This window comes from Micromonospora zhanjiangensis, assembly GCF_042650605.1.
In the GTDB taxonomy this organism is placed as follows: domain Bacteria; phylum Actinomycetota; class Actinomycetes; order Mycobacteriales; family Micromonosporaceae; genus Micromonospora_J; species Micromonospora_J zhanjiangensis.
The window spans coordinates 23,033-45,209 of the sequence record NZ_JBHSBN010000002.1 but is presented as its reverse complement, the minus strand read 5'-3'; the positions used below and the strand labels follow the sequence as shown (position 1 = coordinate 45,209).

The 22,177-nt window shown below is 74.2% G+C and carries 21 protein-coding genes and 1 pseudogene; 9 read left to right on the top strand and 13 right to left on the bottom strand.

All coding sequences use genetic code 11. The annotated features are described in order from the left end of the window. Positions 1-17: 17 nt before the first annotated feature. Entirely contained in the window at positions 18-1,553 is a 1,536-nt protein-coding gene (locus ACFOX0_RS03260) for a hypothetical protein (protein ID WP_377541953.1), read from the top strand. A 42-nt stretch (positions 1,554-1,595) separates the two neighbouring features. On the opposite strand, the gene ACFOX0_RS03255 is transcribed toward ACFOX0_RS03260, so the two are convergent. Together ACFOX0_RS03255 and ACFOX0_RS03250 are read right to left on the bottom strand one after the other, a co-directional pair. Next, a complete protein-coding gene (locus ACFOX0_RS03255; RefSeq protein ID WP_377541951.1) occupies positions 1,596-3,218 on the bottom strand; it encodes an acetolactate synthase in 1,623 nt (540 codons plus the stop codon). Between the two features lie 75 nt (positions 3,219-3,293). Next, the gene (locus ACFOX0_RS03250) at positions 3,294-4,067 is read right to left on the bottom strand and encodes an enoyl-CoA hydratase/isomerase family protein (RefSeq protein WP_377541950.1); all 774 of its coding nucleotides are present in this window, start codon (positions 4,065-4,067) and stop codon (positions 3,294-3,296) included. Positions 4,068-4,170: 103 nt separating this feature from the next. Here ACFOX0_RS03250 and ACFOX0_RS03245 point away from each other — a divergent pair, with 103 nt between their 5' ends. From ACFOX0_RS03245 to ACFOX0_RS03235, 3 genes and pseudogenes are all read left to right on the top strand, one after another. Then, entirely contained in the window at positions 4,171-4,644 is a 474-nt protein-coding gene (locus tag ACFOX0_RS03245) for a DUF6232 family protein (RefSeq protein WP_377541949.1), read from the top strand. A gap of 74 nt (positions 4,645-4,718) precedes the next feature. Then, the gene (locus tag ACFOX0_RS03240) at positions 4,719-5,198 is read left to right on the top strand and encodes a DUF6232 family protein (protein WP_377541948.1); all 480 of its coding nucleotides are present in this window, start codon (positions 4,719-4,721) and stop codon (positions 5,196-5,198) included. Next, positions 5,188-5,694, top strand: a pseudogene (locus ACFOX0_RS03235) (SDR family NAD(P)-dependent oxidoreductase); the annotation flags it as partial. The gene ACFOX0_RS03240 and the pseudogene ACFOX0_RS03235, both read left to right, overlap by 11 nt. A 373-nt stretch (positions 5,695-6,067) precedes the next feature. On the opposite strand, the gene ACFOX0_RS03230 reads toward ACFOX0_RS03235, so the two are convergent. Further along, positions 6,068-7,255: an AI-2E family transporter gene (locus tag ACFOX0_RS03230; RefSeq protein WP_377541946.1), complete on the bottom strand. Its 1,188-nt coding sequence runs from the start codon at positions 7,253-7,255 to the stop codon at positions 6,068-6,070. A 115-nt stretch (positions 7,256-7,370) separates the two neighbouring features. Between ACFOX0_RS03230 and ACFOX0_RS03225 the strand changes: the two genes are divergently transcribed. Then, positions 7,371-8,234: a hypothetical protein gene (locus ACFOX0_RS03225; RefSeq protein ID WP_377541945.1), complete on the top strand. Its 864-nt coding sequence runs from the start codon at positions 7,371-7,373 to the stop codon at positions 8,232-8,234. Between the two features lie 33 nt (positions 8,235-8,267). Here the strand turns inward: ACFOX0_RS03225 and ACFOX0_RS03220 are convergent, their stop codons facing one another. Together ACFOX0_RS03220 and ACFOX0_RS03215 are read right to left on the bottom strand one after the other, a co-directional pair. Then, complete coding sequence (locus ACFOX0_RS03220) at positions 8,268-9,167, bottom strand: ribokinase (protein ID WP_377541944.1); 900 nt, start codon at positions 9,165-9,167, stop codon at positions 8,268-8,270. Between the two features lie 450 nt (positions 9,168-9,617). After that, the gene (locus tag ACFOX0_RS03215) at positions 9,618-10,454 is read right to left on the bottom strand and encodes an ABC transporter ATP-binding protein (RefSeq protein WP_377541943.1); all 837 of its coding nucleotides are present in this window, start codon (positions 10,452-10,454) and stop codon (positions 9,618-9,620) included. A gap of 192 nt (positions 10,455-10,646) precedes the next feature. Here ACFOX0_RS03215 and ACFOX0_RS03210 point away from each other — a divergent pair, with 192 nt between their 5' ends. After that, entirely contained in the window at positions 10,647-11,645 is a 999-nt protein-coding gene (locus tag ACFOX0_RS03210; protein WP_377541942.1) for an ABC transporter ATP-binding protein, read from the top strand. Beyond that, positions 11,642-12,628: an ABC transporter permease subunit gene (locus ACFOX0_RS03205; protein ID WP_377541941.1), complete on the top strand. Its 987-nt coding sequence runs from the start codon at positions 11,642-11,644 to the stop codon at positions 12,626-12,628. Before ACFOX0_RS03210 ends, ACFOX0_RS03205 begins: the two co-directional genes overlap by 4 nt. A 130-nt stretch (positions 12,629-12,758) precedes the next feature. Here the strand turns inward: ACFOX0_RS03205 and ACFOX0_RS03200 are convergent, their stop codons facing one another. Beyond that, entirely contained in the window at positions 12,759-13,934 is a 1,176-nt protein-coding gene (locus tag ACFOX0_RS03200) for an ROK family transcriptional regulator (protein WP_377541940.1), read from the bottom strand. A 114-nt stretch (positions 13,935-14,048) separates the two neighbouring features. On the opposite strand from ACFOX0_RS03200, the gene ACFOX0_RS03195 reads away from it, so the two are divergent. Beyond that, positions 14,049-15,503 carry a glycoside hydrolase family 3 N-terminal domain-containing protein gene (locus tag ACFOX0_RS03195; RefSeq protein WP_377541939.1) on the top strand — a complete coding sequence of 485 codons (1,455 nt, stop codon included), beginning with the start codon at positions 14,049-14,051 and terminating at the stop codon, positions 15,501-15,503. 97 nt (positions 15,504-15,600) lie between these two features. Here the strand turns inward: ACFOX0_RS03195 and ACFOX0_RS03190 are convergent, their stop codons facing one another. Further along, entirely contained in the window at positions 15,601-17,034 is a 1,434-nt protein-coding gene (locus ACFOX0_RS03190) for a cation:dicarboxylate symporter family transporter (RefSeq protein WP_377541938.1), read from the bottom strand. A 37-nt stretch (positions 17,035-17,071) separates the two neighbouring features. Then, positions 17,072-17,743: a GNAT family N-acetyltransferase gene (locus ACFOX0_RS03185; protein WP_377541936.1), complete on the bottom strand. Its 672-nt coding sequence runs from the start codon at positions 17,741-17,743 to the stop codon at positions 17,072-17,074. Positions 17,744-17,765: 22 nt separating this feature from the next. On the opposite strand from ACFOX0_RS03185, the gene ACFOX0_RS03180 reads away from it, so the two are divergent. Next, a complete protein-coding gene (locus ACFOX0_RS03180) occupies positions 17,766-18,383 on the top strand; it encodes a DedA family protein (protein WP_377541935.1) in 618 nt (205 codons plus the stop codon). Here ACFOX0_RS03180 and ACFOX0_RS03175 read toward each other — a convergent pair. Genes ACFOX0_RS03175 through ACFOX0_RS03155 form a run of 5 tightly spaced genes read right to left on the bottom strand, consistent with a single transcriptional unit; the run spans position 18,331 to position 22,046 of the window. Next, positions 18,331-18,801, bottom strand: a complete 471-nt coding sequence (locus ACFOX0_RS03175; protein ID WP_377541934.1) for a hypothetical protein — start codon at positions 18,799-18,801, stop codon at positions 18,331-18,333. The two genes, ACFOX0_RS03180 and ACFOX0_RS03175, sit on opposite strands and share 53 nt — an antisense overlap. Next, entirely contained in the window at positions 18,798-19,940 is a 1,143-nt protein-coding gene (locus ACFOX0_RS03170) for a molybdopterin-dependent oxidoreductase (protein WP_377541933.1), read from the bottom strand. Before ACFOX0_RS03170 ends, ACFOX0_RS03175 begins: the two co-directional genes overlap by 4 nt. Continuing rightward, complete coding sequence (locus ACFOX0_RS03165; RefSeq protein ID WP_377541931.1) at positions 19,937-20,716, bottom strand: methyltransferase domain-containing protein; 780 nt, start codon at positions 20,714-20,716, stop codon at positions 19,937-19,939. The genes ACFOX0_RS03170 and ACFOX0_RS03165 overlap by 4 nt, the downstream gene beginning before the upstream one ends. Next, complete coding sequence (locus ACFOX0_RS03160) at positions 20,713-21,393, bottom strand: TIGR04282 family arsenosugar biosynthesis glycosyltransferase (RefSeq protein WP_377541930.1); 681 nt, start codon at positions 21,391-21,393, stop codon at positions 20,713-20,715. Before ACFOX0_RS03160 ends, ACFOX0_RS03165 begins: the two co-directional genes overlap by 4 nt. Next, complete coding sequence (locus tag ACFOX0_RS03155) at positions 21,390-22,046, bottom strand: glycosyltransferase family 2 protein (protein WP_377541929.1); 657 nt, start codon at positions 22,044-22,046, stop codon at positions 21,390-21,392. Before ACFOX0_RS03155 ends, ACFOX0_RS03160 begins: the two co-directional genes overlap by 4 nt. Between the last annotated feature and the right edge of the window lie 131 nt (positions 22,047-22,177).

Sequence of the window (22,177 nt, the reverse complement as noted above, 5' to 3'; positions counted from 1 at the left end):
GGAACAGAAGGAACTGCATGCCACCGGGATCGGGGTCCGACCGGACTGCCTCCACCACCGCCGAACCGGCCACCGCCGACCCCGCCACCGCCGACCCGGAGCCGCCGGCCACGGTCCGGGTACGCCGTCGGTTGCCGGTGCTGGCGCTGGTCACCTACGGAACGGCCCAACTCGGCCTGATCTTCTGGTGGATCGCCTATCGTCCGGGTCTGGTCAGCCCGGACTCGCTGAACTACATCTGGCAGTCGACCACCGGTAACTGGAACACCCACCACCCGATCTCCTACACCGCCCTGGTCTGGCTGTCGTTGCAGCTGACCGGCGGGCTCGGCGCGCTGACCGGGGCGCAGACGGTGGCGATGGCGGCCGGCCTGGCGTACGCGGCAACCGGGTTGCGCCGGCTCGGCGGCCCGGCCTGGCTCTGGGCGACGGCGGCGGTCGTCGTCGCGGTGCTGCCACCCACCGGCACGTTCGTGGTGTGCGTGTGGAAGGACGTCGCGTTCACCATCTCGTGCGTCTTCCTGCTCGGCACGCTGGCCCGGGTCGTCGCCCGGCACCGCGCCGGGGCGGACCGGCCCGACAGCGGGGCGGACCGGCAGACCGGTGGGGCCCGGGCGTTCAGCCGCGGGCTGTTCGTCGCGATGCTTGTCGAACTGGCCCTGGTCTGCCTGTTCCGGCAGAACGGGTTCGCGGCCGTACTGATCACGATTCCGCTCTGCGCGCTGCTGCTGCGCGGTGCCGTCCGGCGGGTCGTCGTCGCCGGGGCGACCGCCGTCGCGATCGCGCTGCTGACGAACTGGCTGCTGCTGCCGGCCCTGGGGGTGCGGCACAGCAGCTCGATCGTCGCCTTCGAGTCGTTCTTCGCCGACCTGGCCGTCGGCTACGGCCGGGACCCCGGTTCGTTCCCCGCCGCCGACACCGCGGCGATGGCCAAGGTGGCACCGCTGGAGCTGTGGCGGACCTCCGGCGACTGCCGGGCCGTCGACCCCACCGTCTGGAACCCGTCCTTCGACCGGCAGGCCGCCTACGACCAGCGGAACCAACTGCTGGCGGCCTGGACACACCTGGCGACCCGGTCCCCCGGCACGGTGGTCGGGATGCGGCTCTGTCGGGGCGCCATTGCCTGGCAGCCCATTTCGACCGGAAGGCTCAGTCGCAACCCCGGCTGGCGGGCCGTACGCACCTACGTCGCGCGGGACCCCGCGTTCGCGCGGAGCCCGTTCGCCGCCACGGTCCGCCCGCGGCCGCTGAACCGGCAGGTGCGGTCGGTCGCCGACCGGCTCAACAAGGCGACCGCCGCCCCGGAGTGGCTGCTGTGGCGGGGCGCCACCTGGGCGTACCTGAGCTACCTGGTGCTGGGGCTCGCGGCGTGGCGCCGGCGGGAACGCGCCCTGCTCGCGCTGGGCACTCTCAGCCTCGGCGTCCAGGTGTCGACGCTGGTGCTCAACGCCGCCCAGGCCGCCCGGTACATGGCCGTGCCGATGGTGATCGGCATCCTGCTGTTACCGCTGTTGGCCGCGACCCGCCGACGGACCACCGCCCCGGAACCCTGACCGCGGCGTCCGACGGGCCGGACGCCACGGCGCGGGAGCCGGTCAGGCCAGGTTCGAGGACCGGGGGTACGCGTCGGCCGGGTCGGTGAGCACGTTCACCAGGTACGGCACGCCCGCGTCGAACGCCCGGCGCAGGGCCGGGCCCAGGTCGGCCGCCTTCGCGACGGTCTCGCCGGCCCCGCCGAGCGCCGTGACCACGTCGTCGTAGCGCAGTTCGGGCTGCAGGTCGGCGGCCACGTCGTAGCCGTACATGGCCCGCATCGGGTGCTTCTCCAGACCCCAGATGCCGTTGTTGCCGACCACGATGACCACCGGCAGTTTCTGCCGGACCAGCGACTCGACGTCCATCAGCGAGAAACCGGCCGCGCCGTCGCCCATCAGCACGCAGACCTGCCGGTCCGGGTAGCTGACCCGAGCCCCCATGGCATAGCCCATCCCGGTGCCCAGGCAGCCGTACGGGCCGGGGTCGAGCCAGGTGCCGGGCATCGCCGGCTCCAGGTAGCGCCCGGCGTACGAGACGAAGTCACCGCCGTCCCCGATGGTCACCGCGTCCGGGGCGAGCACCTGCCGGAGCTCGCCGTAGACCCGGGCCGGCCGGATCGGGTCGGTGTCGGCGGCCATCGCCTCGGCGTCGCGGGCCTTCGCCGCGTCCTCGGCGGCCCGCAGGTCGGCCACCCAGCCGGCGTGGTCCTCCCGGTCACCGCCGTGGTCGGCCAGGGCGGAGAGGATCAGTCGCAGGTCACCGGTCGGGCTGACGGCGGGCTGGACGTGCGTGGCCCGCTGGCTCGGCGCGTCCACCACGTGCACCACCTGGGCGTCGCCGAAGTCCCCGAAGCCGAGCCGGAAGTCCAGCGGGGTGCCGATGACGACCACCACGTCCGCGCCGGAGAGCGCGTGCCGGCGGGCCTTGGCGAAGGCGAGCGGATGCTCCGGCGGTAGCGCGCCACGACCCATGCCGTTGGTGAAGACCGGCACCCGTAGCGCCTCCGCGGCCTCCCGCAGGGCGTTGACGGCGTCGCCGGTCCAGACGTCCGAGCCGGCGATGATCACCGGTCGTTGCGCGCCGGCGATCAGCCGGGCGGCCCGGGTCACCTCCTCCGGGTCCGGCTCGATCGGCGCGAGGGCCGGCCGGTCCGGCACGGTGGCGTCGGAGACCGAGAAGATGACCTCCAGCGGGAAGTCCAGGAAGGCGGGCCCCCGGTGCGGGGTCAGCGCGGCGGCCAGGGCCTGCTGCACCGCGCCCGGGATCTCGTCGCCGGAGCCGACCGTGGCGGCGTGCTTGGTCACCGGGCGGACCAGCGGCAGGTGGTCGACCTCCTGCAGGCTGCCGGCGCCCCACCGGAAGGCCGGCGCCCTGCCGCCCAGCACCAGCACCGGCGAGGCGTTGAAGTAGGCGCTGGTCAGCCCGGAGATCCCGTTGGTGACCCCGGGACCGGCGGTGAGGACGGCCAGGCCGGGCCGGCGCTGCAACTTGGCGACCGCCTCGGCCGCGAACACCGCCGACTGCTCGTGCCGCACGTCGTAGATCGGGAAGCCGGTCCGGTGCGCGGCGTCGTACAGCGGGAAGACGTGGCCGCCGGACAGGGTGAACATCTCGGCCACCCCGTACGACCTCAGTGCCGCGAGGACCAACTCGCCGCCGTGACCCTCGATCTGCTCCGCCATAACCGCTCCCGTCGTCAGCCCGATGGGATGCACGTTACCGGCCGGTCACCTCCGGGCCGCGCCCCAGCCCCGGTGTCAACGGCCGGTGAAGTTCGGCTTGCGCTTCTCGACGAACGCCGCCATGCCCTCGCGCCGGTCGTCGGTGGCGAACAGCGCCGCGAACAGCTGGCTCTCCCAGGCCAGGCCGGAGGCGAGGTCCATCTCCAGGCCACCGTCGACGGCCAGCTTGGCCGCCCGGAGCGCCTGCGCCGGACCGGTCAGGAACGGCCGGACGAGTTCCATCGCCGCGGCGTAGACCTCCGCCGCCGGCACCACCCGGTCGGCCAGGCCGATCGCCAGCGCCTCCTGGGCGTCAACCATCCGGCCCGACATGATCAGGTCCTTGGCGCGGGCCGGTCCGACCAGCCGGGCCAGCCGCTGGGTGCCGCCGGCGCCGGGGATGATGCCGAGCTTGATCTCCGGCTGGCCCAGCTTGGCGTCCTCGGCCACCACCCGCCAGTCGCAGGCCAGCGCCAACTCGCAGCCGCCGCCCAGGGCGTAGCCGGTGATGGCGGCGACCACCGGCTTGGGGATCCGGGCGATGGCACCCAGCGCGCTGGACAGGTCGGCCGCGCGATCGGACATGTCCACGTACGACATGTCGGCCATCTCCTTGATGTCGGCGCCGGCCGCGAAGACCTTCTCCCCGCCGTACACGATCACCGCGCGGACGTCCGCGTCGGCGGCGCAGGCGGCCGCCGCGGCCCGCAACTCCTCCTGCACCTGGGTGTTCAGGGCGTTCATCGGCGGGCGCTCCAGCCGGATCGTCCCGATACCGTCCTTGCTCTCCACCCGGACGAAATCTCCCACGAGCCCCTCACTCTCACCTCGACCTCGACGTCGCGTGCCCACATTACGGCGGCCCTCGTTGGGTACGTAGGGTGTGGTACAGGCGTCGATACGGATCGGGGCGATGATCACCTACTACGACGACCGGTCGGTCCAGGTCACCTCGGACGCGGTACGCGTCGGCGGGCGGACCGTGCCGGTGCGCGACCTGACCCGGGTCTGGCACGAGCGGGGTCGCCGGTCGTGGCGGGTGACCGCCCGGCGCGGCGCGCTCGGCGCGGCCATGGCCGGACCGGTCGTCGCGGCGGTGGCGGGCCTGCTGATCGCGCTCGGCCTGCACGCCTCGCTGACCGTCACGGTCGCCCTGGTCGGCGTCTCCTGCCTGGTCGGCCTCACCGCCGGACCGCTGGCCGACGTGCTGCTGGAACAGATGGACCGGTCGTACGCCCGTGGCGCGCGTGAGTTGCGGCTCTGGGCCGAGGTGCGGGGACGGCGGGTGCTGCTGCTGCACACCCGGGACGCGCTGCGGTTCGGCCAGATCTACCGGGCCGTGCAACGCGCCGTCGAGCAGGCCGGTCTCGCCCCGAGCCGGCGCTGACCCGGCGCGCCATCGGCAGCGGCGGGTAGTCGGCCCGATCCGGTGGGTGTTGACACGTCCGCTTTCCTGGAGAGGTGACGGTCTATTACCGCGACACGTCGGCGCAGGTGACCTCCGAGTCCATCCACGCGAACGGGATGACCGTTCGGATCGCCGACATCACCTTCGTCTGGCACGATCGGGGCCGGGGTACGGCCCGGGTCCGGTCCCGGATCTTCACCCGGGGCGTACTGATCGTGCTGTTGTCACTTCCACCTCTGGTGGCGCTGGTCTGCGTGGTGGCGCTGGCCTACTCGGCGCAGGCCCGCGGCAGGTGGGGGCTGGCGATCGCCATCCTCGCCGTCTGCCTCGCGGCCGCGCTGGCCCTGACGCCGTTCATGGAGCTGCCGCTGGGTTGGCTGGACCGCTCCTACAGTCGGGGTTCGGCGGTGCAGGAGCTCTGGGTGCAGCACAACGGCCAGGAGCTGATGCTGCTGCGTACCGAGGACGCCCATCGCTTCGGTCAGATCTACCGTGCCCTGCAACGGGCCGTCGAACAGCAGGGCGGCGACTGATCGAGCGGATCCTGAGCGTGGACCGGACCCGGTGGTCGACCAGGTCAAGGCCGTCGGGCGGCGGGCCCTGGCGGTACGGGTGGACAGCGCCGACGCCGACGCGGTCACCGGCGTGGTGGACCGGGTGGCGGCCGGGTTCGGACGGCTCGACATCCTGGTCAACAACGCCGGTGCCTTCATCGTCGCGCCGGTGGAGGATCTCGGCGCGGCGGAGTTCGACCGGACCGTGGCGGTCAACATTCGGGCGCCGTTCGTGGCGTCGAAGGCGGCGGCCCGACACATGGCCGACGGCGGCCGAATCGTCAACATCGGCAGCAACATGGCCGAGCGGGCGGTGTTTCCCGGCTTCTCGCTCTACTCGATGAGCAAGACCGCGCTGACCGGGCTGACCAAGGGCCTCGGCCGCGAGCTGGGCCCGCGCGGGATCACCGTGAACGTGGTCAACCCCGGCCCGACCGACACCGACTCCAACCCGGCCGGCGGCCCCAACGCCGATGGCATCCGGAGGCCCCGGTCGCGACAGGCGGTCCCGGCCGGAAGCGGTGGTTGGCGATTTCGGCGTCACACGAAGAACGTAGTAGCCACTACATTTTTGCTGTGGCGCCGAAATCGGCAGCACCCACCACATGCTCACCGATGCCCGGCGACGACGGGACGTGGCTCCGGCTGCCGGTGGCCGCCGTGCGGGGGGAACTGCGTCGGATCAACGGCCGCGAGACCCGGGAGCTGTTCGTCACGCTCGGGCAGCAGGCGGCGGTGACCCCGCAGGATCAGGTCGTCATCGAGCTGGTCTTCACCGATCACGCCGGTCACCGGTGGCGCCGGGTGGGTGTCGGACAACCCGAGCCGTCAGCCTGACCGGCGGACGGTCAGGAGCGGTCGAGACGGGGGAAGACGGTCTCCTCCAGGACGATGCGGATCGACGCGGCGACCGGGATGGCGATCAGCGCGCCGACGATGCCCAGCGACACGCCGCCGATCAGGACGGCCACGAAGGTGAGGGTCGCCGGCACCCGCACCACCCGGCCCACGATCTTGGGCACCAGCAGGTAGTCCTCGGTGAGCCGAAAGACGATGTAGTAGGCCAGCGTGGCCAGCGCCACCGGCAGCGAGACCGAGAACGCGACAAGCGTGACCACGATGCCGCCGACCGTCGAGCCGATGATCGGCACCAGGTCGAGCAGGGCCACCATGAGCGCCAGCAGCAGCGGGTACGGCACGCCGAAGATGACCAACCAGAGGAAGGTGCCGAGCCCGGCGATCAGTGAGGTGAGGAGGTTGCCCAGGACGAAGCCGCCAATCTTGGCGAACATCTCGTCGCCGAGCAGGATCGCGCGCGGGCGGCGGCTGTGCGGGAACATCCGGTAGATCAACTGTCGGATCCGGGGCAGGTCCACCAGGAAGTAGATGGTCAGCACCAGGGCGGTGACGGTGGCCGTGGTGGCGCCGAGCACCAGCCGGCCCGCGACGACCACCCCGCCGGCGAGCTGCCGGTCGTTGCCGGTCGCCACCTCCTCCAGCCGCTTCTGGAGGTGGAAGTGGTCGTTGGCCCGGCCGATCAGCGTGCTGTGGTCGCGCAACTCGGCGAGCAGGCGCGGCAGCTGCCGGGTCAGTTGTCCGACCTGGCTGATCAGGGCCGGGATCGCCACGGCCAGGAACCCGCCGACCACCGCCAGCAGGCAGCAGACCACCACGGTGACGGCCGCCCAGCGGGGCATCCGGCGCTCCAACAGGCGTACCGCCGGGTCCAGGCCGATCGCCAGGAACAGCGCCACGGCGATCAGGATCAGCACGCCGCGGGCCGCGACCAGCAACTCCACCAGGGCGTAGGTGGTGGCCACGCCGGCCGCGCCGAGCAGCCCCAACAGGTACGGCGACCGGCGGTCCAACCGGCGGCCGGGTCGCCCCAGCGGGGCGTCGGCACTGCGCGTCTCGGCCGCCTCCGTCTCGGCGGAGGCGATCGCCTCGCCCCCGCCCACCGGAGTGCCCTGCCGGGCCAGTGCCTCGGCGTCCCGGGAGGCCATCGCCCCGGAATCCGGATCCTCCTGGTCGCCCATCCCATCCATCCCTCCCCCGCTGATCTTGCTCCCGGCACACGCTCGGAATGCGCAAAACCCTCGAAAGAGACACGCGCTCCGGGCGGAGGTGGTGCGGCCGACGCACAATTGCGGCATGGCGATCCCCCTCCCGCGCCCCGCCGCGGTCCTCGACCTGACCCGGGCGGCCGTCGACCAGGCCGCCACGTTCGCCGGTGCGCCGGCCCGCGCGTTCGCCGTGCTGGACAGCGTCGAGGCGCTGGTCAAGCGGATCAACGCGGTGGTGGACCGGGCCGAGGCGACCTTGGAGCGCACCGACCGGGTGGTCGGCGAGGCCGAGCGGGCGGTCACCGAGATCGACGTGATCAGCAAGGCCGCCACCGCCGCGATCGACCAGGTCACCCGGCTCACCGCCGACGCCGACGCGCTGATCGTCGAGGCCGGACGGGTGGCCACCACCGCCGGTGGCGTGGTGACGGAGGCCGGGCGGATCACCGGCACCGCCGGCGACCTGGTCGACGACGCCGGCCGGGTCACCGCCACGGCGGCCGACGTGGTCGACGGCGCGCGGCAGATCACCGGCTCCGCCGGCGGCGTGGTCGAGGACGCGCGACGGATCACCGGCACCGCGGGTGACCTGGTCGACCGGGCGGGCGCCACCATGGCCCGCGCCGAGGGGCTCAGCCTGACCGCGGACGAACTGCTCACCGCGTACGGGGCGACGCTGCGCAAGGGCGCCCCGATGGCCGCCCGGTTCGTCGAGCAACTCTCCCCCGAGGAGGTGGACGCGGCGATCCGCCTGATCGACGAGCTGCCGAGGCTGACCGAGCACCTCACCTCGGACGTACTGCCGATCCTGGCCACCCTGGACCGGGTCGGCCCGGACATTCACGACCTGCTCGGGGTGACCCGGGACCTGAAGCTCGCGGTGGCCGGCATCCCGGGGATGCGGATGCTGCGCCGGCGCGGCGAGAACAAGGCCGCCGACGGCGCGGCCTGAACCGGCGTCGCGGGGCGCCGGCCCGGCCGCCGGTCAGGGCTCCGGACGGTACAGGGCGTCGATGTCGGCCCGGCCGGGCAGCGCCACCGAGGCGCCCAACCGGCGCACGCAGGCGGCGCCGGCGGCGCCCGCCCAGCGCACCGCGTCGACCAGGTCACGCCCCTCGCCCCAGGCGACCGCCAGTGCCCCGGTGAACGCGTCGCCGGCACCGGTGGAGTCCACCACCTCGACCGGCACCGCCGGGAGGCGCAGTTCGGTGCCGTCCCGGTCGCCGTACCAGGCGCCGTCGCGGCCGAGGGTGAGCACCGCGCGGGGGACCACGGACAGCAGGGCGGCCGGGTCGTCCCGACCCCGACCGGTGATCGCCCGCGCCTCCACCTCGTTGACCACCAGCACGTCGACCACCTCGAACAGCTCCGCCGGCAGGTCCCGCGCCGGCGCGGCGTTGAGCACCACCCGGGTGCCGGCCGCGCGGGCCGCGCGGGCCGCCTGCAGCACCGTGCCGATCGGCACCTCCAGCTGCGCGACCAGCACGTCCGCCCGGCGTACGGCGGACAGCTCGGCCTCGGTCAGCGCGGTGAACGCGGCGTTGGCGCCGGGCGTGACCACGATCGCGTTCTCACCGCTCGCGCTCACCATGACCAGGGCCACCCCGGAGGAGCCGTACACCACCCGCAACTGCCCGGTGTCGACGCCGGACGCGGCGATCCGGGCGGTCAGCGTGACGCCGAACGAGTCGGAGCCGACGGCGCCGAGGAAGGTGCACCGGCCACCGGCCCGGGCCACCGCGATCGCCTGGTTGGCGCCCTTGCCACCGGGCAGCATGGCGAAGTCGGAGCCGAGGACGGTCTCCCCGGGCGACGGCAGGGTGGGCGCCATCCCGATCAGGTCCATGTTGGCACTGCCGACCACGACGACCGACGGACGATCCACGGGCACCTCCCGGTTCGGCGGATGCGGCGAGTGTAGGCGTACCCGCGCCGAGGCCGAGGTCAGCCCGGACGCGGTGGGGACGGTTCGGCGGCGGGATGTCCGGCTTCCGGCCACCTGCGGCCGGATCCGGCCCGGCTTCGGCCACGGCGTCGCCGACTGGGTCCGCCAGGTCGGTGCCGGGCACCCGTCACCGCTGGCCGTGCTCGGCGAGACCGTCGAGGCGGTACGCGGCCTGCTGGCCGGCGACCGGCTCAGCGTCAACGGCCGGCACGCCCGGCTGACCGTTCCGACGCGGTGGTCCTCGTCCCGCCGCCGGACCCGCAGCTCGCGGTCGCCCAGATCACCCTGGCCGCCGAGGCCCTCCTCCCGCTGCTCCGCGACTGACCGCGGGCGCTCACCGCGGACGGCGGGCGCTCACCGCGGACGGCGGTGCCGCGGCCGGCGTTCGGGTCAGGCGGCGCGGGCGGTGTAACGGTCGCCGCGCCGCTCGACCTGCAGCGGGACGCCGAACGTGGTGGACAGGTTCTCGCCGGTGAGGGTGTCGGTCAGCAGTCCCTGCGCGACCACGACGCCGGCGCGCAGCAGCAGGGCGTGGGTGAAGCCCGGCGGAATCTCCTCGACGTGGTGGGTGACCAGCACCGACGCCGGCGCGTCCGGATCCCGGGCCAACCGCGCGAGCCGGGCCACCAGGTCCTCCCGGCCACCCAGGTCGAGGCCGGCCGCCGGCTCGTCGAGCAGCAGCAACTCGGGGTCGGTCATCAGGGCGCGGGCGATCTGCACCCGCTTGCGCTCGCCCTCGGACAGCGTCCCGTACGCCCGGTCGGCCAGCGCGCCGACGCCGAGCTGGCCGAGCAGCGCGGTCGCGCGGGCCTCGTCCATCGGGTCGTAGCTCTCCCGGAAGCGGCCGACCACCGACCAGGCGGCGGTCACCACAACGTCGCGGACCCGCTCCTGGGCGGGAATCCGGCCGCCCAGCGCCGCGGTGGACAACCCGATCCGGGTACGCAGCTCGTTGACGTCGGTGCGGCTGAGGCGCTCGCCCAGGACGTACGCGGTGCCGGTGGTCGGGTACATCAGGCCGGCCGCCAGGTTGAGCAGGGTGCTCTTGCCGGCGCCGTTCGGGCCGAGCACCACCCACCGCTCGTCCAGTTCGACCCGCCAGGTCACGTCGCGCAGCAGATGGTTGCCCGACCGTTGCACGGTCACCGCGTCGAGGGCGATCACCAGGTCGTCAACGTCCACGGAGTCGGGCGTCTTGTGGACACCGTCGACCAGCTCGATAGGCACCCGACCATCCAACCACGCGCTCCCGGGTGCCCCCCACGGCAGTCGCCCCGCCCGTAGGGTGTGTGCCGTGTCATTGATCACTGTGCCGGCCGGAACCGCCGGGTCGGGGCTCGGGCCGAGCGGGCGGGGGCCGAGCCGGCCAGGGCTGACCGGGGCGGGGCTGACCGGGGCGGGGCGAAGTGGAGGGACGACGTGAGCGCGGTCATCGAGATCGAGGGACTACGCAAGTCGTTCCGGCGGCTGCGGCACGGCGACCGGGTCGCGCTGGACGGCTTCGACCTGCTGGTCGAGGCGGGTCAGGTGCACGGCTTCCTGGGCCCGAACGGCTCCGGCAAGACCACCACACTGCGCGCCCTGCTGGGCCTGGTCCGCGCCGACGCCGGCCGGATGACCGTGCTGGGTCAGCCGGCGCCGCGGCTGTTGCGGGCGGTGTCCAACCGGTTCGGCGCGATCGTGGAGAGCCCGCAGTTCTTCGGCAACTTCACCGGCCGCAAGACGCTGCAACTGCTGGCTACGGCCGGTGGCGTGCCGGCCGTACGGGTGGACGAGGCGCTGGAGCGGGTCGGGTTGCGCGATCGCGGCGACGACCGGGTGAAGGCGTACTCGCTCGGCATGAAGCAGCGGCTGGCGGTGGCGTCGGCCCTGCTCAAGCAGCCGGAGCTGCTGATCCTGGACGAACCGGCGAACGGGCTCGACCCGGCCGGGATCCGCGAGATGCGGGACATGATGCGCGCGCTCGCTGCCGACGGTGTGACGGTGTTGGTGTCGAGCCACATCCTGGCCGAGATCGAACTGATCTGCGACCATGTGACGATCATCTCGCGTGGTCGCCGGGTGGCGGCCGGCACCGTCCGTGCGGTCCTCGCCGGCTTCGACCACGGCGACTACCTGGTCCGGGTCGCCGAGCCGGCCCGTGCCGCCGAGGTCGTCGAGGCGGCCGGTTTGCGGGTCGTCATCCACGACGACCACCTGGTGGTCTCCGGCGTCGACGACCCGGCCCGGCTCAGTGAGCTGCTCGGCGGGCACGACCTGTGGGTACGCGAGCTGACCCCGCTCACGCCGGACCTGGAGAGCGTCTTCCTGGAACTGACCGGCGCCCGGGTCCCCCGGCAGGTGGACGACGCGGGCGGACCACCCGGGACCGACGGGCACGTCGAACTCGGCCCGACCACCCCGGAGGTGACGGCATGAACCTGGTCCGCGCCGAACTGGGCCGGCTCGCCGCCCGCGGCTTCGTCCGGTTGATGGTGGCGTTGCTGGTCGTCGCCTTCGGGCTCACCGTGGCCACCACCCTGGCCGGCTCGCACAAGCCCACCGGCAACGAGGTGGTCAGCGCCCGGCAGCAGGCCGACGAACAGTGGATCCAGGCCCAGCAGGCGCGCGCGGAGTGCCTGTCCCGCGCGGAGCCGGGTGAGATCCGGATCGACCCGCGACGGATCTGTGGTGAGGCGCCGAAACGCGCCGAGTTGACCCAGTTCCTGGACGGCGTCTTCGTCTTCCAGTACCAGATGCCGGACCTGATGCACTTCCTGGTCGTCTTCCTGGCCCTGTTCGGCTTCCTGGTCGGTGCGTCCGCCATCGGCGCCGAACTCACCTCGGGCGGGATGACCAACCTGCTGCTGTGGCGACCGCAGCGGATGGTGGTGCTCGGCACGAAGCTCGGCACCCTGCTGGCCGGCGTGCTGGCCCTGGCGGTCGTCGGCGGGGCCCTGTACGTCGGGGCGTTCCGGCTGGTGGCCGCGGTGGCCGGCTTCCCCGGCCTGCTGGACGGCGCGTTCTGGGGACGGCTGGCGCTGATCGCGGTACGCGGCCTGGTGCTGATCGGCCTCGCCACGGCGGCCGGCTTCGGCATCGCCGCCCTGGGCCGGCGGACGTCGGCCGCGCTGGGTGTGGTCGCGGCGTACGCGGTGGTCTGGGAACTCGGCGCCCGGCTGATGATGGAGATCGTCCAGGCGGCCCGGCCGGAGCAGTGGATGCTGTCCAGCTATCTGATCGCCTGGATGTCCGGCCGCGTCGACTTCTGGGACCGGACCGCGTGCGTCGGGCCGAGCGCCGCCAACTGCGATCCGTCGTACACGATCACCTGGGTCGGCGCGCTGGCCGTCCTGGTCGTACTGGTCGGCGGTTGCCTGGTCACCACGTTCGCCACCTTCCGCCGCCGCGACCTCGCCTGACTGGTCCGCGGGTTTCGGTCGACGGGCCCCGACCAGCGGCGGGGCCCCTTTCCAAGCCGGTCGGGATGGTGAAGAATTCCTTCGCGTGAACGCCATCGGACCGGCAACAAGCGCCGAACGGCCGCGCCGGTCAGCCGACGGTCGAGCCGAACACCTCGTCCCGGACCGCGCCCAGGGCGGTCCCCAGGGCGCCGCACAGGATCGGCTCGTCGGTCAGGCCGGTCACCGTCACCCGCGGGCTGACCAGCGTGATCGTCGCCACCTCCCGCTGCACCCGCTCGGCCAGCGCGGTACCGCCGGCCTGGCCGACCTCGCCGGCCAGCACCACCAGCGGCGGGTCGAGCACCACGCAGGTGCTGGCCACCCCGAGGGCGAGTCGACGGGCCACCTCGTCGAGCACCGGCCCGCCCCGCGCGCCGGCGGCGATCGCGGCCCGGATCGCCTCGGCCGCCGTGCCGGCCCGGAAACCGTGCTCCCGGGCGACCGCCCGGATCGCCTCGGCCCCGGCCAGCGCCCCGAAGGCCGGCGTGGCCCGGCGCGCGGCACCGCGCGGGATGGGCGCCCCCGGCACCGGGAGGTAGCCGATCTCCCCGGCCGCCCCGGAGCTGCCGTGGTGCAGCCGGCCGCCCAGCATGATCGCCAGACCGACCCCGACGCCGACCCAGACCAGGACGAAGTCGTCGACGCCCGCCGCGGCACCGGACTGCGCCTCGGCCACCGCGGCGAGGTTGACGTCGTTCTCGAAGACCACCGGGGTGTGCAGGTCCTCCCGCAGCGCCGCCAGCAGGCCGCGGTGCCAGCGGGGCAGGTTGAAGGCGAAGGTGATGTCGCCGGTGGCCGGATCGACGAGGCCGGGCGTACCGAGCACCACCCGGCGGACCGTGCCGAGGTCGGCCCGGGCGCTGGCGACCGCCCGCACCACCGCGGTGTGCACCACGCCGACCGGGTCGTCGCTGTCTCCGGTGGACTGCTCCACCCGGCCGACCACGGCGCCGGTGATGTCCGCGCAGGCGGCGACCACCCGGTCCGGGCCGACGTCCACCCCCACCACGTGGGCGCTGCGCGGTCGGACGGCGTAGAGCTGTGCGTTGGGTCCCCGCCCGCCAGCCTGCTCGCCGACCCGGGTCACCAGTCCCCGTGCCTCCAATCGCTCCACCAGTTGCGAGGCGGTCACCTTGGACAGCCCGGTCAGCTCGCCGAGCTGCGCCCGGGTGAGGGGTCCCCGCTCCAGCAACAGCTCCAGCGCGGCCCGGTCGTTCAGGGCGCGCAGCAGGCGGGGTGTGCCGGGGAGGTGGGAGGCACCCATGCGATGTCCTTTATTGTAAGCAAACTTAACTAAGCTGATCACCTGAAGGGTAGCCGTAGCGTAACGGCCCGTCCCGGGTTGCACGCTCGGACGACCGTGTCGAAGGGAGACACCATGGGCACCGACCCGGGACTTCGCCGACTGGCGCTACGTACGCTGCTCGCCGCCTTTCCCGGCAGCGCGCCGCCGGACTGGGCGCTCGAACTGCTCCGCGACGGGCTGGCCGGATACACCCTGTTCGGCCGCAACGTGCGGGATCCCGACCAGGTGGCCGCCTGCACCGCCGCGCTGCGCGCCGCCCGGTCCGACGTCCTGCTCACCATCGACGAGGAGGGCGGCGACGTCACCCGGCTGGCGCACGCCACCGGCAGCCCGTATCCGGGCAACGCGGCGCTCGGCGCGGTCGGCGACGTCGGGCTGACCCGTCGGGTCTACCGGGCCATCGGCGACGAACTGGCCGCCCTCGGGATCAACGTGAACCTCGCCCCCACGGTGGACGTGAACTCCGCCGCCGACAACCCGGTGATCGGCACCCGCTCGTTCGGCGCCGACCCGGTCCCGGTCGCCGCACACGCCGCGGCGGCGGTCGCCGGCCTGCAGGCGGCCGGGGTGGCCGCCTGCGCCAAGCACTTCCCCGGACACGGCGCCACGGTGACCGACTCGCACCACGAGTTGCCGACCGTCGACGTACCGGTGCAGGTGCTGCGCGAACGCGACCTGCCCCCGTTCGCGGCCGTGATCGCCGCCGGGACCCGGGCGGTGATGACCGCGCACATCCGGGTGCCGGCGCTGACCGGTGACGGGCCGGCCACCTTCTCCCCCGCCGTGCTCGGCGACCTGCTGCGCGGGGAGTACGGCTTCACCGGCACGGTGATCACGGACGCGCTGGAGATGAAGGGCGCCGCCGCGGCGGCCGGCGGCACCGGCCCGGCTGCGGTCCTGGCCCTGGCGGCCGGGGCCGACCTGCTGTGCATCGGCTCCGAGGTGGACGCCACCCTGGTCGAGCGGGTGGTCGACGAGATCGTCGGCGCGCTGGACGACGGTCGGCTCGACCTGGCCCGGGTCGAGGAGGCCGCCGGCCGGGCCGACGACCTGGCCGGTTGGACGCGTACGGTGGTCGACGCCCCGCCGGCCGACGGCGACCTCGGCTACGCCGCGGCCCGCCGGGCGGTCCGGGTGGAGGGCGTGCTCGCGGGCCTCGGCACGACGCCCCTGGTGGTGCAACTGCTCGCCGCCTCCACCGTGGCCGAGGGGCGGGTGCCGTGGGGACTGGGCCCGCACCTGGCCGGTGCCGAACTGCTCCCGATAATGGCCACCGAGACCGACCCCGGCGCCCTGCGGGAGCGGGCCGCCGGCCGGCCGATCGTGCTGGTCGGCCGCCACCTGCACCGACTGCCCGGGGCCCGGGAACTGGTCGAGGCGCTGGCCGCCGCGCACCCGGTGACGGTGGTGGAGATGGGCTGGCCCTCGGACTGGCGGCCGGCCGGCGCGCGGGCGTTCCTCACCACGTACGGGGCCAGCCACGCCAACGGTCGGGCCGCCGCCGAGGCCCTGGGCCTGGCCGGCTGACCCCGCCTCCGGGCCGGTGCCAGCTCCGGGTCGGCTGCCGCACCGACCGGCAGCACCCCGGCCGGCAGTCACCCCGACCGGCCCGGAGCGGTCCGCGCTACCGCTGGTGCGGGATCGAACTCTCGTCGGTGGCCTGGGCGCAGGCCGGCACCGGCTCGGCCGGTCGCTCGGGGCCGCCCCGATGGTCGTCGTCCACCATGGTCGTCTCGTCGAACGGGTCCTCGCCGGCCAGCACCGTACGGGCCCGGTCCCGGTCGAACCCACCGGTCCAGGTGCCGACCAGCACGGTGGCCACCGCGTTCCCGGCGAAGTTGGTCAGCGCCCGGGCCTCGGACATGAACCGGTCGATGCCGACGATCACGCCGACCCCGTCGACCAGATCCGGGCGGTGGCTCTGCAACCCACCGGCCAGGGTGGCCAGACCCGCGCCGGTGACCCCGGCGGCGCCCTTGGAGGCGATGATCATGAACAGCAGCAGGGAGATCTGTTCGCCCACCGACAGCGGCTTGCCGAGCGCGTCGGCGATGAACAGCGACGCCATGGTCAGGTAGATCGCGGTGCCGTCCAGATTGAACGAGTAGCCGGTGGGGACCGTGATGCCGACCACCGAGCGACTGACCCCGACGTGCTGCATCTTGGCGATCAGTCGGGGCAGCGCCGACTCGGACGACGAGGTACCCAGGATCAGCAGGAACTCGCGGCCCAGGTAGGCCAGCAGCTTGAAGATCGAGATCCGGGCGACGAACCAGAGCAGCGACCCCAGCACCACGAAGACGAAGATCGCACAGGTCACGTAGAAGCCGATCATGACCTGGAGCAGGCTCTTCAGCGCGTCCAACCCGGTCGCGCCGACCACGGCGGCCATCGCGCCGAACGCGCCGATCGGTGCCACCCACATGATCATGGCCAGCACCTTGAAGATCACCCGCTGGGCGATCTCGATGGCGTTCAGCACCGGCTCGCCGCGCCGGCCCAGGCTCTGCACGGCGAAGCCGACCAGCAGCGCCACCAGCAGCGCCTGCAGCACCTCGCCCTCGGTCAGCGCGGAGAACAGCGTCTTCGGCACGATGCCGAGCAGGAACTCGACCGTGCCCTCCTCGGCGCCACCGGCCGCCTTCTGGCCCGCCTTGGCCACCGTGTCACTCAGGTGCAGACCGGTGCCGGGGTGAATGATGTTGCCGACCACCAGGCCGATCGTCAACGCCACGGTCGACATGGTGAGGAAGTACCCGAGCGCCAGCCCGCCGACCTTGCCCACCTGGGCGGCCCGGCGTACCGACCCGACGCCGAGCACGATCGTGCAGAAGATGACCGGGACGATCATCATCTTGATCAGGTTGACGAAGCCGGTGCCGAGCGGCGCGAGTTTCTTGGCGAAGTCCGGGAAGAGGAACCCGACCGCGATGCCGGCCAGCACCGCGACGATGACGGCCAGATAGAGGTAACGGGTGCGGTCCTGGCGCCGCGCCGGCGCGGCGTCCCCGGCCGGGTCGGACGGCGGGGGCGTGGAGGTCGGGGGGGACGTGGTCATTCCGGCACCCTATGACGGTGACGGCCGTCACACCACTTTACTCGCCATCCGCCTTAAACAGGCCGTACATGGACCAGCCCCGGTCGGCGAAGCCCGCGGCCTCGGCCACCCGGGCCGACGCGACGTTGTCCGGGGCGTGCAGGTACGTCGGCACCGCCCCCTCGTCCAGCACCCGCCGGGCCGCCTGCGCGACCAACCGCCGGGCCAGCCCACGCCCCTCGGCCGCCGGGTCCGTACCCACCGCCAGTTCGCGCCCGTACCGGTCGTGCCGCTTCACCCCGACGCCGGCCAGGTAACCGCCCTCGTCGTCCCGGGCCAGCAGCACCTCCGGCCCGAACGGGCGCAGCCACCCCGGCACCACCGGGTCGTCCGCCCGGACCCACTCCCCCGCGTCCGGCAGCGGCGCCGGCGCCCGGGTGGACCGGAACACCGCCCGGAAGCCCTGCCAGTCCGGTCGCTCCAGCAGCTTCGGCAGGGCACCGACCAGTTTCGCGGGCGACCCGGCGGGCAGCAGCCGCGCCGCCGAGACCAACCGCACCGGTACGGACACCAGCGTGCTGGTCGGCGTGCCGACACCCACCACCGGCCGGACCTGCCCGTCCCAGCCGGGCCGGGTACGTTGCCGGGAACCCACCACGTGCAGCCCCGGACCGGCCGGCCACTGGCCGAGCCAGGTCACCAGGTGCAGGAACAACCGCCGGTCGAACACGCGATGATCCTAGACTCGACCGGTGACCGGGCTGTTGGAACGGTTGATCGCGCTGCCGGGCACTGTTGTCTACCTCGTCGTCGGCGGGCTGGTACTGGCCGAGGACGCCGTGTTCGTCGGCTTCGTCGTGCCCGGCGAGACGGCCGCCGTCCTCGGCGGGGTGGCCGCCGGACTCGGTCACGTGTCGCTGACCGGCATGATCGCGGTCGTGGTGCTGGCCGCGATAATCGGCGACAGCATCGGCTACGAGGTCGGGCACCGGCTCGGTGGCCGGCTGCTGGAGACCAGGCCGCTGCGGCACCGCCGGCAAAGCCTGGACCGGGCCGCCGACCTGCTCGCCCGACGGGGTGGCAAGGCCATCTTCCTGGGTCGGTTCGTCGCGTTCCTGCGCGCCGTCATGCCGGCGTTGGCCGGCACCGCGCACATGCCGTACCGCCGGTTCCTGGCCTGGAACGCCGCCGGCGGGCTGGTCTGGGGGGCCGGCTCGGTGCTGGCCGGCTACCTGGCCGGCAACTCCTACCACCAGGTGGAGCGGTACCTCGGGCGCGGCACGGCGATCGTGCTCGCGGTGATCGTGGTGGGCGGTCTCATCGGCTGGCGGATCCGGGCGCACCGCCGCGAGTCCGACGAACAGCGGTGACCAGCCCGCCGAGCAGTGCACCGCCGCGAGTCCGACGAACAGCGGTGACCAGCCCGGCGAGCAGTGCGCCGGCCCAGATCGCGGCCAGCCAGATCAGCAGCGCGAGGCGGTAGTCACGGTCGTGCAGGCCGGGGTTCACCGGTGCGGGCACCGGCCGCCACAACAGCGGCACCGCCAGCGGCAGCGACGTACCGGTCGCGGCCAGAGCCAGGGCCAGCCAGCCGCGCCACCGCCGCACCGGCAGCCGGGACAGGGCCAGCCCGACGAACCCCACCAGCGGGGCGACCAGCAGGTCGTGCAGCACCGGACCGGCGACCAGCCAGCCGGCCATGGCAGGCAACTCGGGCCGGGCCAGCAACAGGCCGTAACCGGCCACGGCCGCGCCGAGCAGCACCAGGACGACCCGGACCGCCCTCACCCGAGCACCTCCAGTCGGGACACCCACTTGGTCTGCAGGACGCCCGGCCGGTTCGGCGCGATGATCCGGCAGGGGTAGCCGTGGTCCGGGTGCAGCACCTCGCCGTTGCAGCGCAGCGCCAGCAGGCTCAGCGGGTCGTCGACGTGCCCGGCCGGCAGGACGCTGCCGGAGTACCGGCCGGGGCCCTCCAGCGAGGTGACCCGTACCGGACGGCCGGTGGGTGCCCCGGCCGCGGCGAGCAGCGCGCCGATCGGCACGCCGGTCCAGTCGGCCGTGGCGCTCCAGCCCTCGACACAGGCGATCGGCAGGTTCGCGGTGCGCTGCGGCAGGCCGTTCAGCTCGGCCAGCGAGAACGCGCGCCTGCCGCCGGGCCAGGCGACCAGCAGCCGCCAGTCGGGCGGCACGCTGATCCCGGCCGCGGCGGCGGTGCGGTTGACCGGCAACCGCTGTGGACCGTCGCCGGCGCGCCAGGCCAGCGCCGACACCCGGCGCAGCGCGGGCACCGTCCCACCCGCGGTGGCCAGCACCGCCACGGCCGCCGCGCCGAGAGCCGTACCGAGGAAGGCCCGCCGCCCGGCCGGCGGGGCCGTCCGCCGGTCCGCGCGGGCCAGGGCCGACCGGGCCACCGGCAGCTTCACTCCGATGTGGACGACCAGCGCCCCGGTCGCCACCCAACCGGCCGCGTAATGCGCCGCCGGGAAGAAGAACCGCCAGGGGTACGACTGCGCCACGTTGAACAGCCCGGTGACCAGTTCGAAGAAGGCGGCCGCCAGCAGCACGAAGATCGACAGCCGCTCCGCCGCCTGGGCCAGTGCCCGCACCGGCGGCCACAGCCGGGGCCGGACGAACAGGTTCGGGTAGACGCTCCACAGCTTGGCCAGCAGCAGCGGGATCGCGGCCACCCCGGCGAGGACGTGCACGCCCTGGGTGATCCGGTAGAGCTGCACCGGTCGGGACGGCCAGCCGAACCAGACCGGCGGGTGCTGGATCAGGTGGCTGGTCACCCCGGTGACGAAGCACAACCCGAAGGCGACCCCGAGCCACACGCCGAGCCGGGCCGCCACCGCCGGCGAGTGGTTGGGCGACCGGAAGTCCGCCGGTCGGGGCAACCGGACCCGTCCGGCCCGCCGGCCGGTCACGGTCGCACCAACTCGGCGAACCAGCGGCCGTCGGTGGACCGGACCGACCGTACCCGCAGGCCAGCCGGACCGGCGAGGTCGTGGATCGCCTCGGTGCCGAGCCGGGCCCAGCGGAAGGCGGGCCCGGCGTACGTCATGCCGGTCCGGTCGTCGTACTCCACCCGGACCGTGCCGCGCCACAGGCCGGTGCCGGGCGCGGCCAGTTCGACAAGCGCGGTGCCGCCCGGCCGCAGCAGTTGCCGGCAGCGGCGCAACAGCGCGACCGGATCCCCGCCGATGCCGATGTTCCCGTCGACCAGCAGCAGGTACGCCCAACGGCCCTCGCCCGGCAGCGGGGCGAACACGTCCCGGCACAGGGCCGGTACGCCGCGCCGCCGGGTCAGCCGCACCGCCACCGCCGAGGTGTCGATCCCCAGCGAGACGACGCCGCGCTCGGCCACGGCGGCGACCAGCCGACCCGGTCCGCAGCCGACGTCCACGGTCGGCCCGGTGCACCGGTCGACCAGCTCCCGGACCGCCGGTTCGGGTGGTCCGTGCCAGCGGCCGACCGGGAGCGGGACGCGGCGCCCGCCGGCGTCGACCAGCCAGTGCCGCCCGCCCGACCCCCCGCCCGACGCCGCCAGCGCCGCGTCGAAACCGACCGCCGCGTCGAAACCGACCGCCACGTCGAAACCGACCGCCACGTCGGAACCGACCGGCTCGGAGCCCGCCAGGTCGGAGCCGACCGGCTCGGCCACCGCCACGTCGGAACCGCTCGGCGCGGTCACGTCGGTCATCGCGGCCGCCCGCCGGTCAGCGCGCCGGCCACCGCCGCCACGGCCGCGGCGAACCGGCCGGCGGCGTACCGCTCGGCGACCGCCACCGCGTCGGACCAGGTGTCCACGTCGGTCTCGGTCGGCAGCGCGGCCACCCGCAGCCGGCGGGAGACCAGCGCCCGGTGGGTCAGCCGCCCGGTCTCCGGGGTGGACATCGGCACCCCGCGCAGCACCTCGGCGTGCGCCGGGTCGCGCAGGCCGAGCGTCCACCAACCGCCGTCGCACGCCCGGCCCAGCACCGCGTCGGACCCGGCCAGCCGGTCGACCGCGACGGTCAGCACCGCCGGGGTCACCTGCGGGGTGTCCATGCCGAGCTGCAGGACCGGCCGGCCGGGATGCCGGGCGGCGACGTCGGCGTACGCGTTCGCCAACCGTGCGGCGAACCCGGCACCGCGCTGCGGCAGCAGCCACCAACCGGCCAGCGCCCGGTCGATCTCGTCGGACCGCTCGGCCCGGGCCAGCCAACCGGCGTACGCCAGCACCGGCGTCACCTCCGGCACGGCCCGGACCGCGTCGACGGTGTCCAGCAGCGCCGCGGCGGCGATCCGGGCCGCCTGTCGCGGGGTGGCCGGCGGGCAGAGCCGGGTCTTGACCAGCCCGGCCACCGGCGCCTTGGCCACCACCAGCAGCACGGTCACCGCAGCACCCCGGCCATGTCCCGGGCGGCCCGCAGGGTGCCGCGCACGGTGCCGGAGACCTTCGACCGGGTGCCGGCCGCGCGCGGTCCGTACCCGACGTCCAGCTCGGCGATCCGCCAGCCGGCGGCACCGGCCCGCAGCAACAGCTCCAGCGGGTAGCCGAAGGCGCGGTCGGTGACGCCGAGCGCCAGCAGGTCCGCCCGCCGGGCCGCGCGCACCGGGCCGATGTCCCGCACCGGTACGCCACGGCGGCGCAGCAGGGCCGCCAGCACCGCGTTACCGGCTCGGGCGTGCCACGGCCAGGCCCCCGGGGCGGTCGGCACCCGGCGGCCCACCGCCAGCTCGGCCCGCCCGGCCGACACCGGTTCGACGAGTCCGGGCAGCGCCCGCGGGTCCAGCGAGCCGTCCGCGTCGAGCACGCAGACGATGTCCCCGTCGGCGGCCTCCAGTCCACTGTGTACGGCGGCGCCGTAGCCGCGGCGTGACTCGCGCACCACGTACGCGCCGTGCGCGGCGGCGACCTCGGGCGAGCCGTCCGTCGAGCCGTTGTCCACCACGATCGGGCGGTAACCGTCCGGCAGCGCGGCCAGCACCGCGGGGAGGGCTGCCGCCTCGTCCAGGCAGGGCAGCACCACGTCAATCCGATTGGCCATGGCCGCGACGCTAGGCCCGCCGGCCGCCGCCCGGCGTGCCCCGGCCGATTACGGATCCCTTACGCCGCAACCTTTCTTACGAACCGCTGACGGCTGCCGGCGAAGCGCCCCGGCCCGGGCCCGGTGGCCCT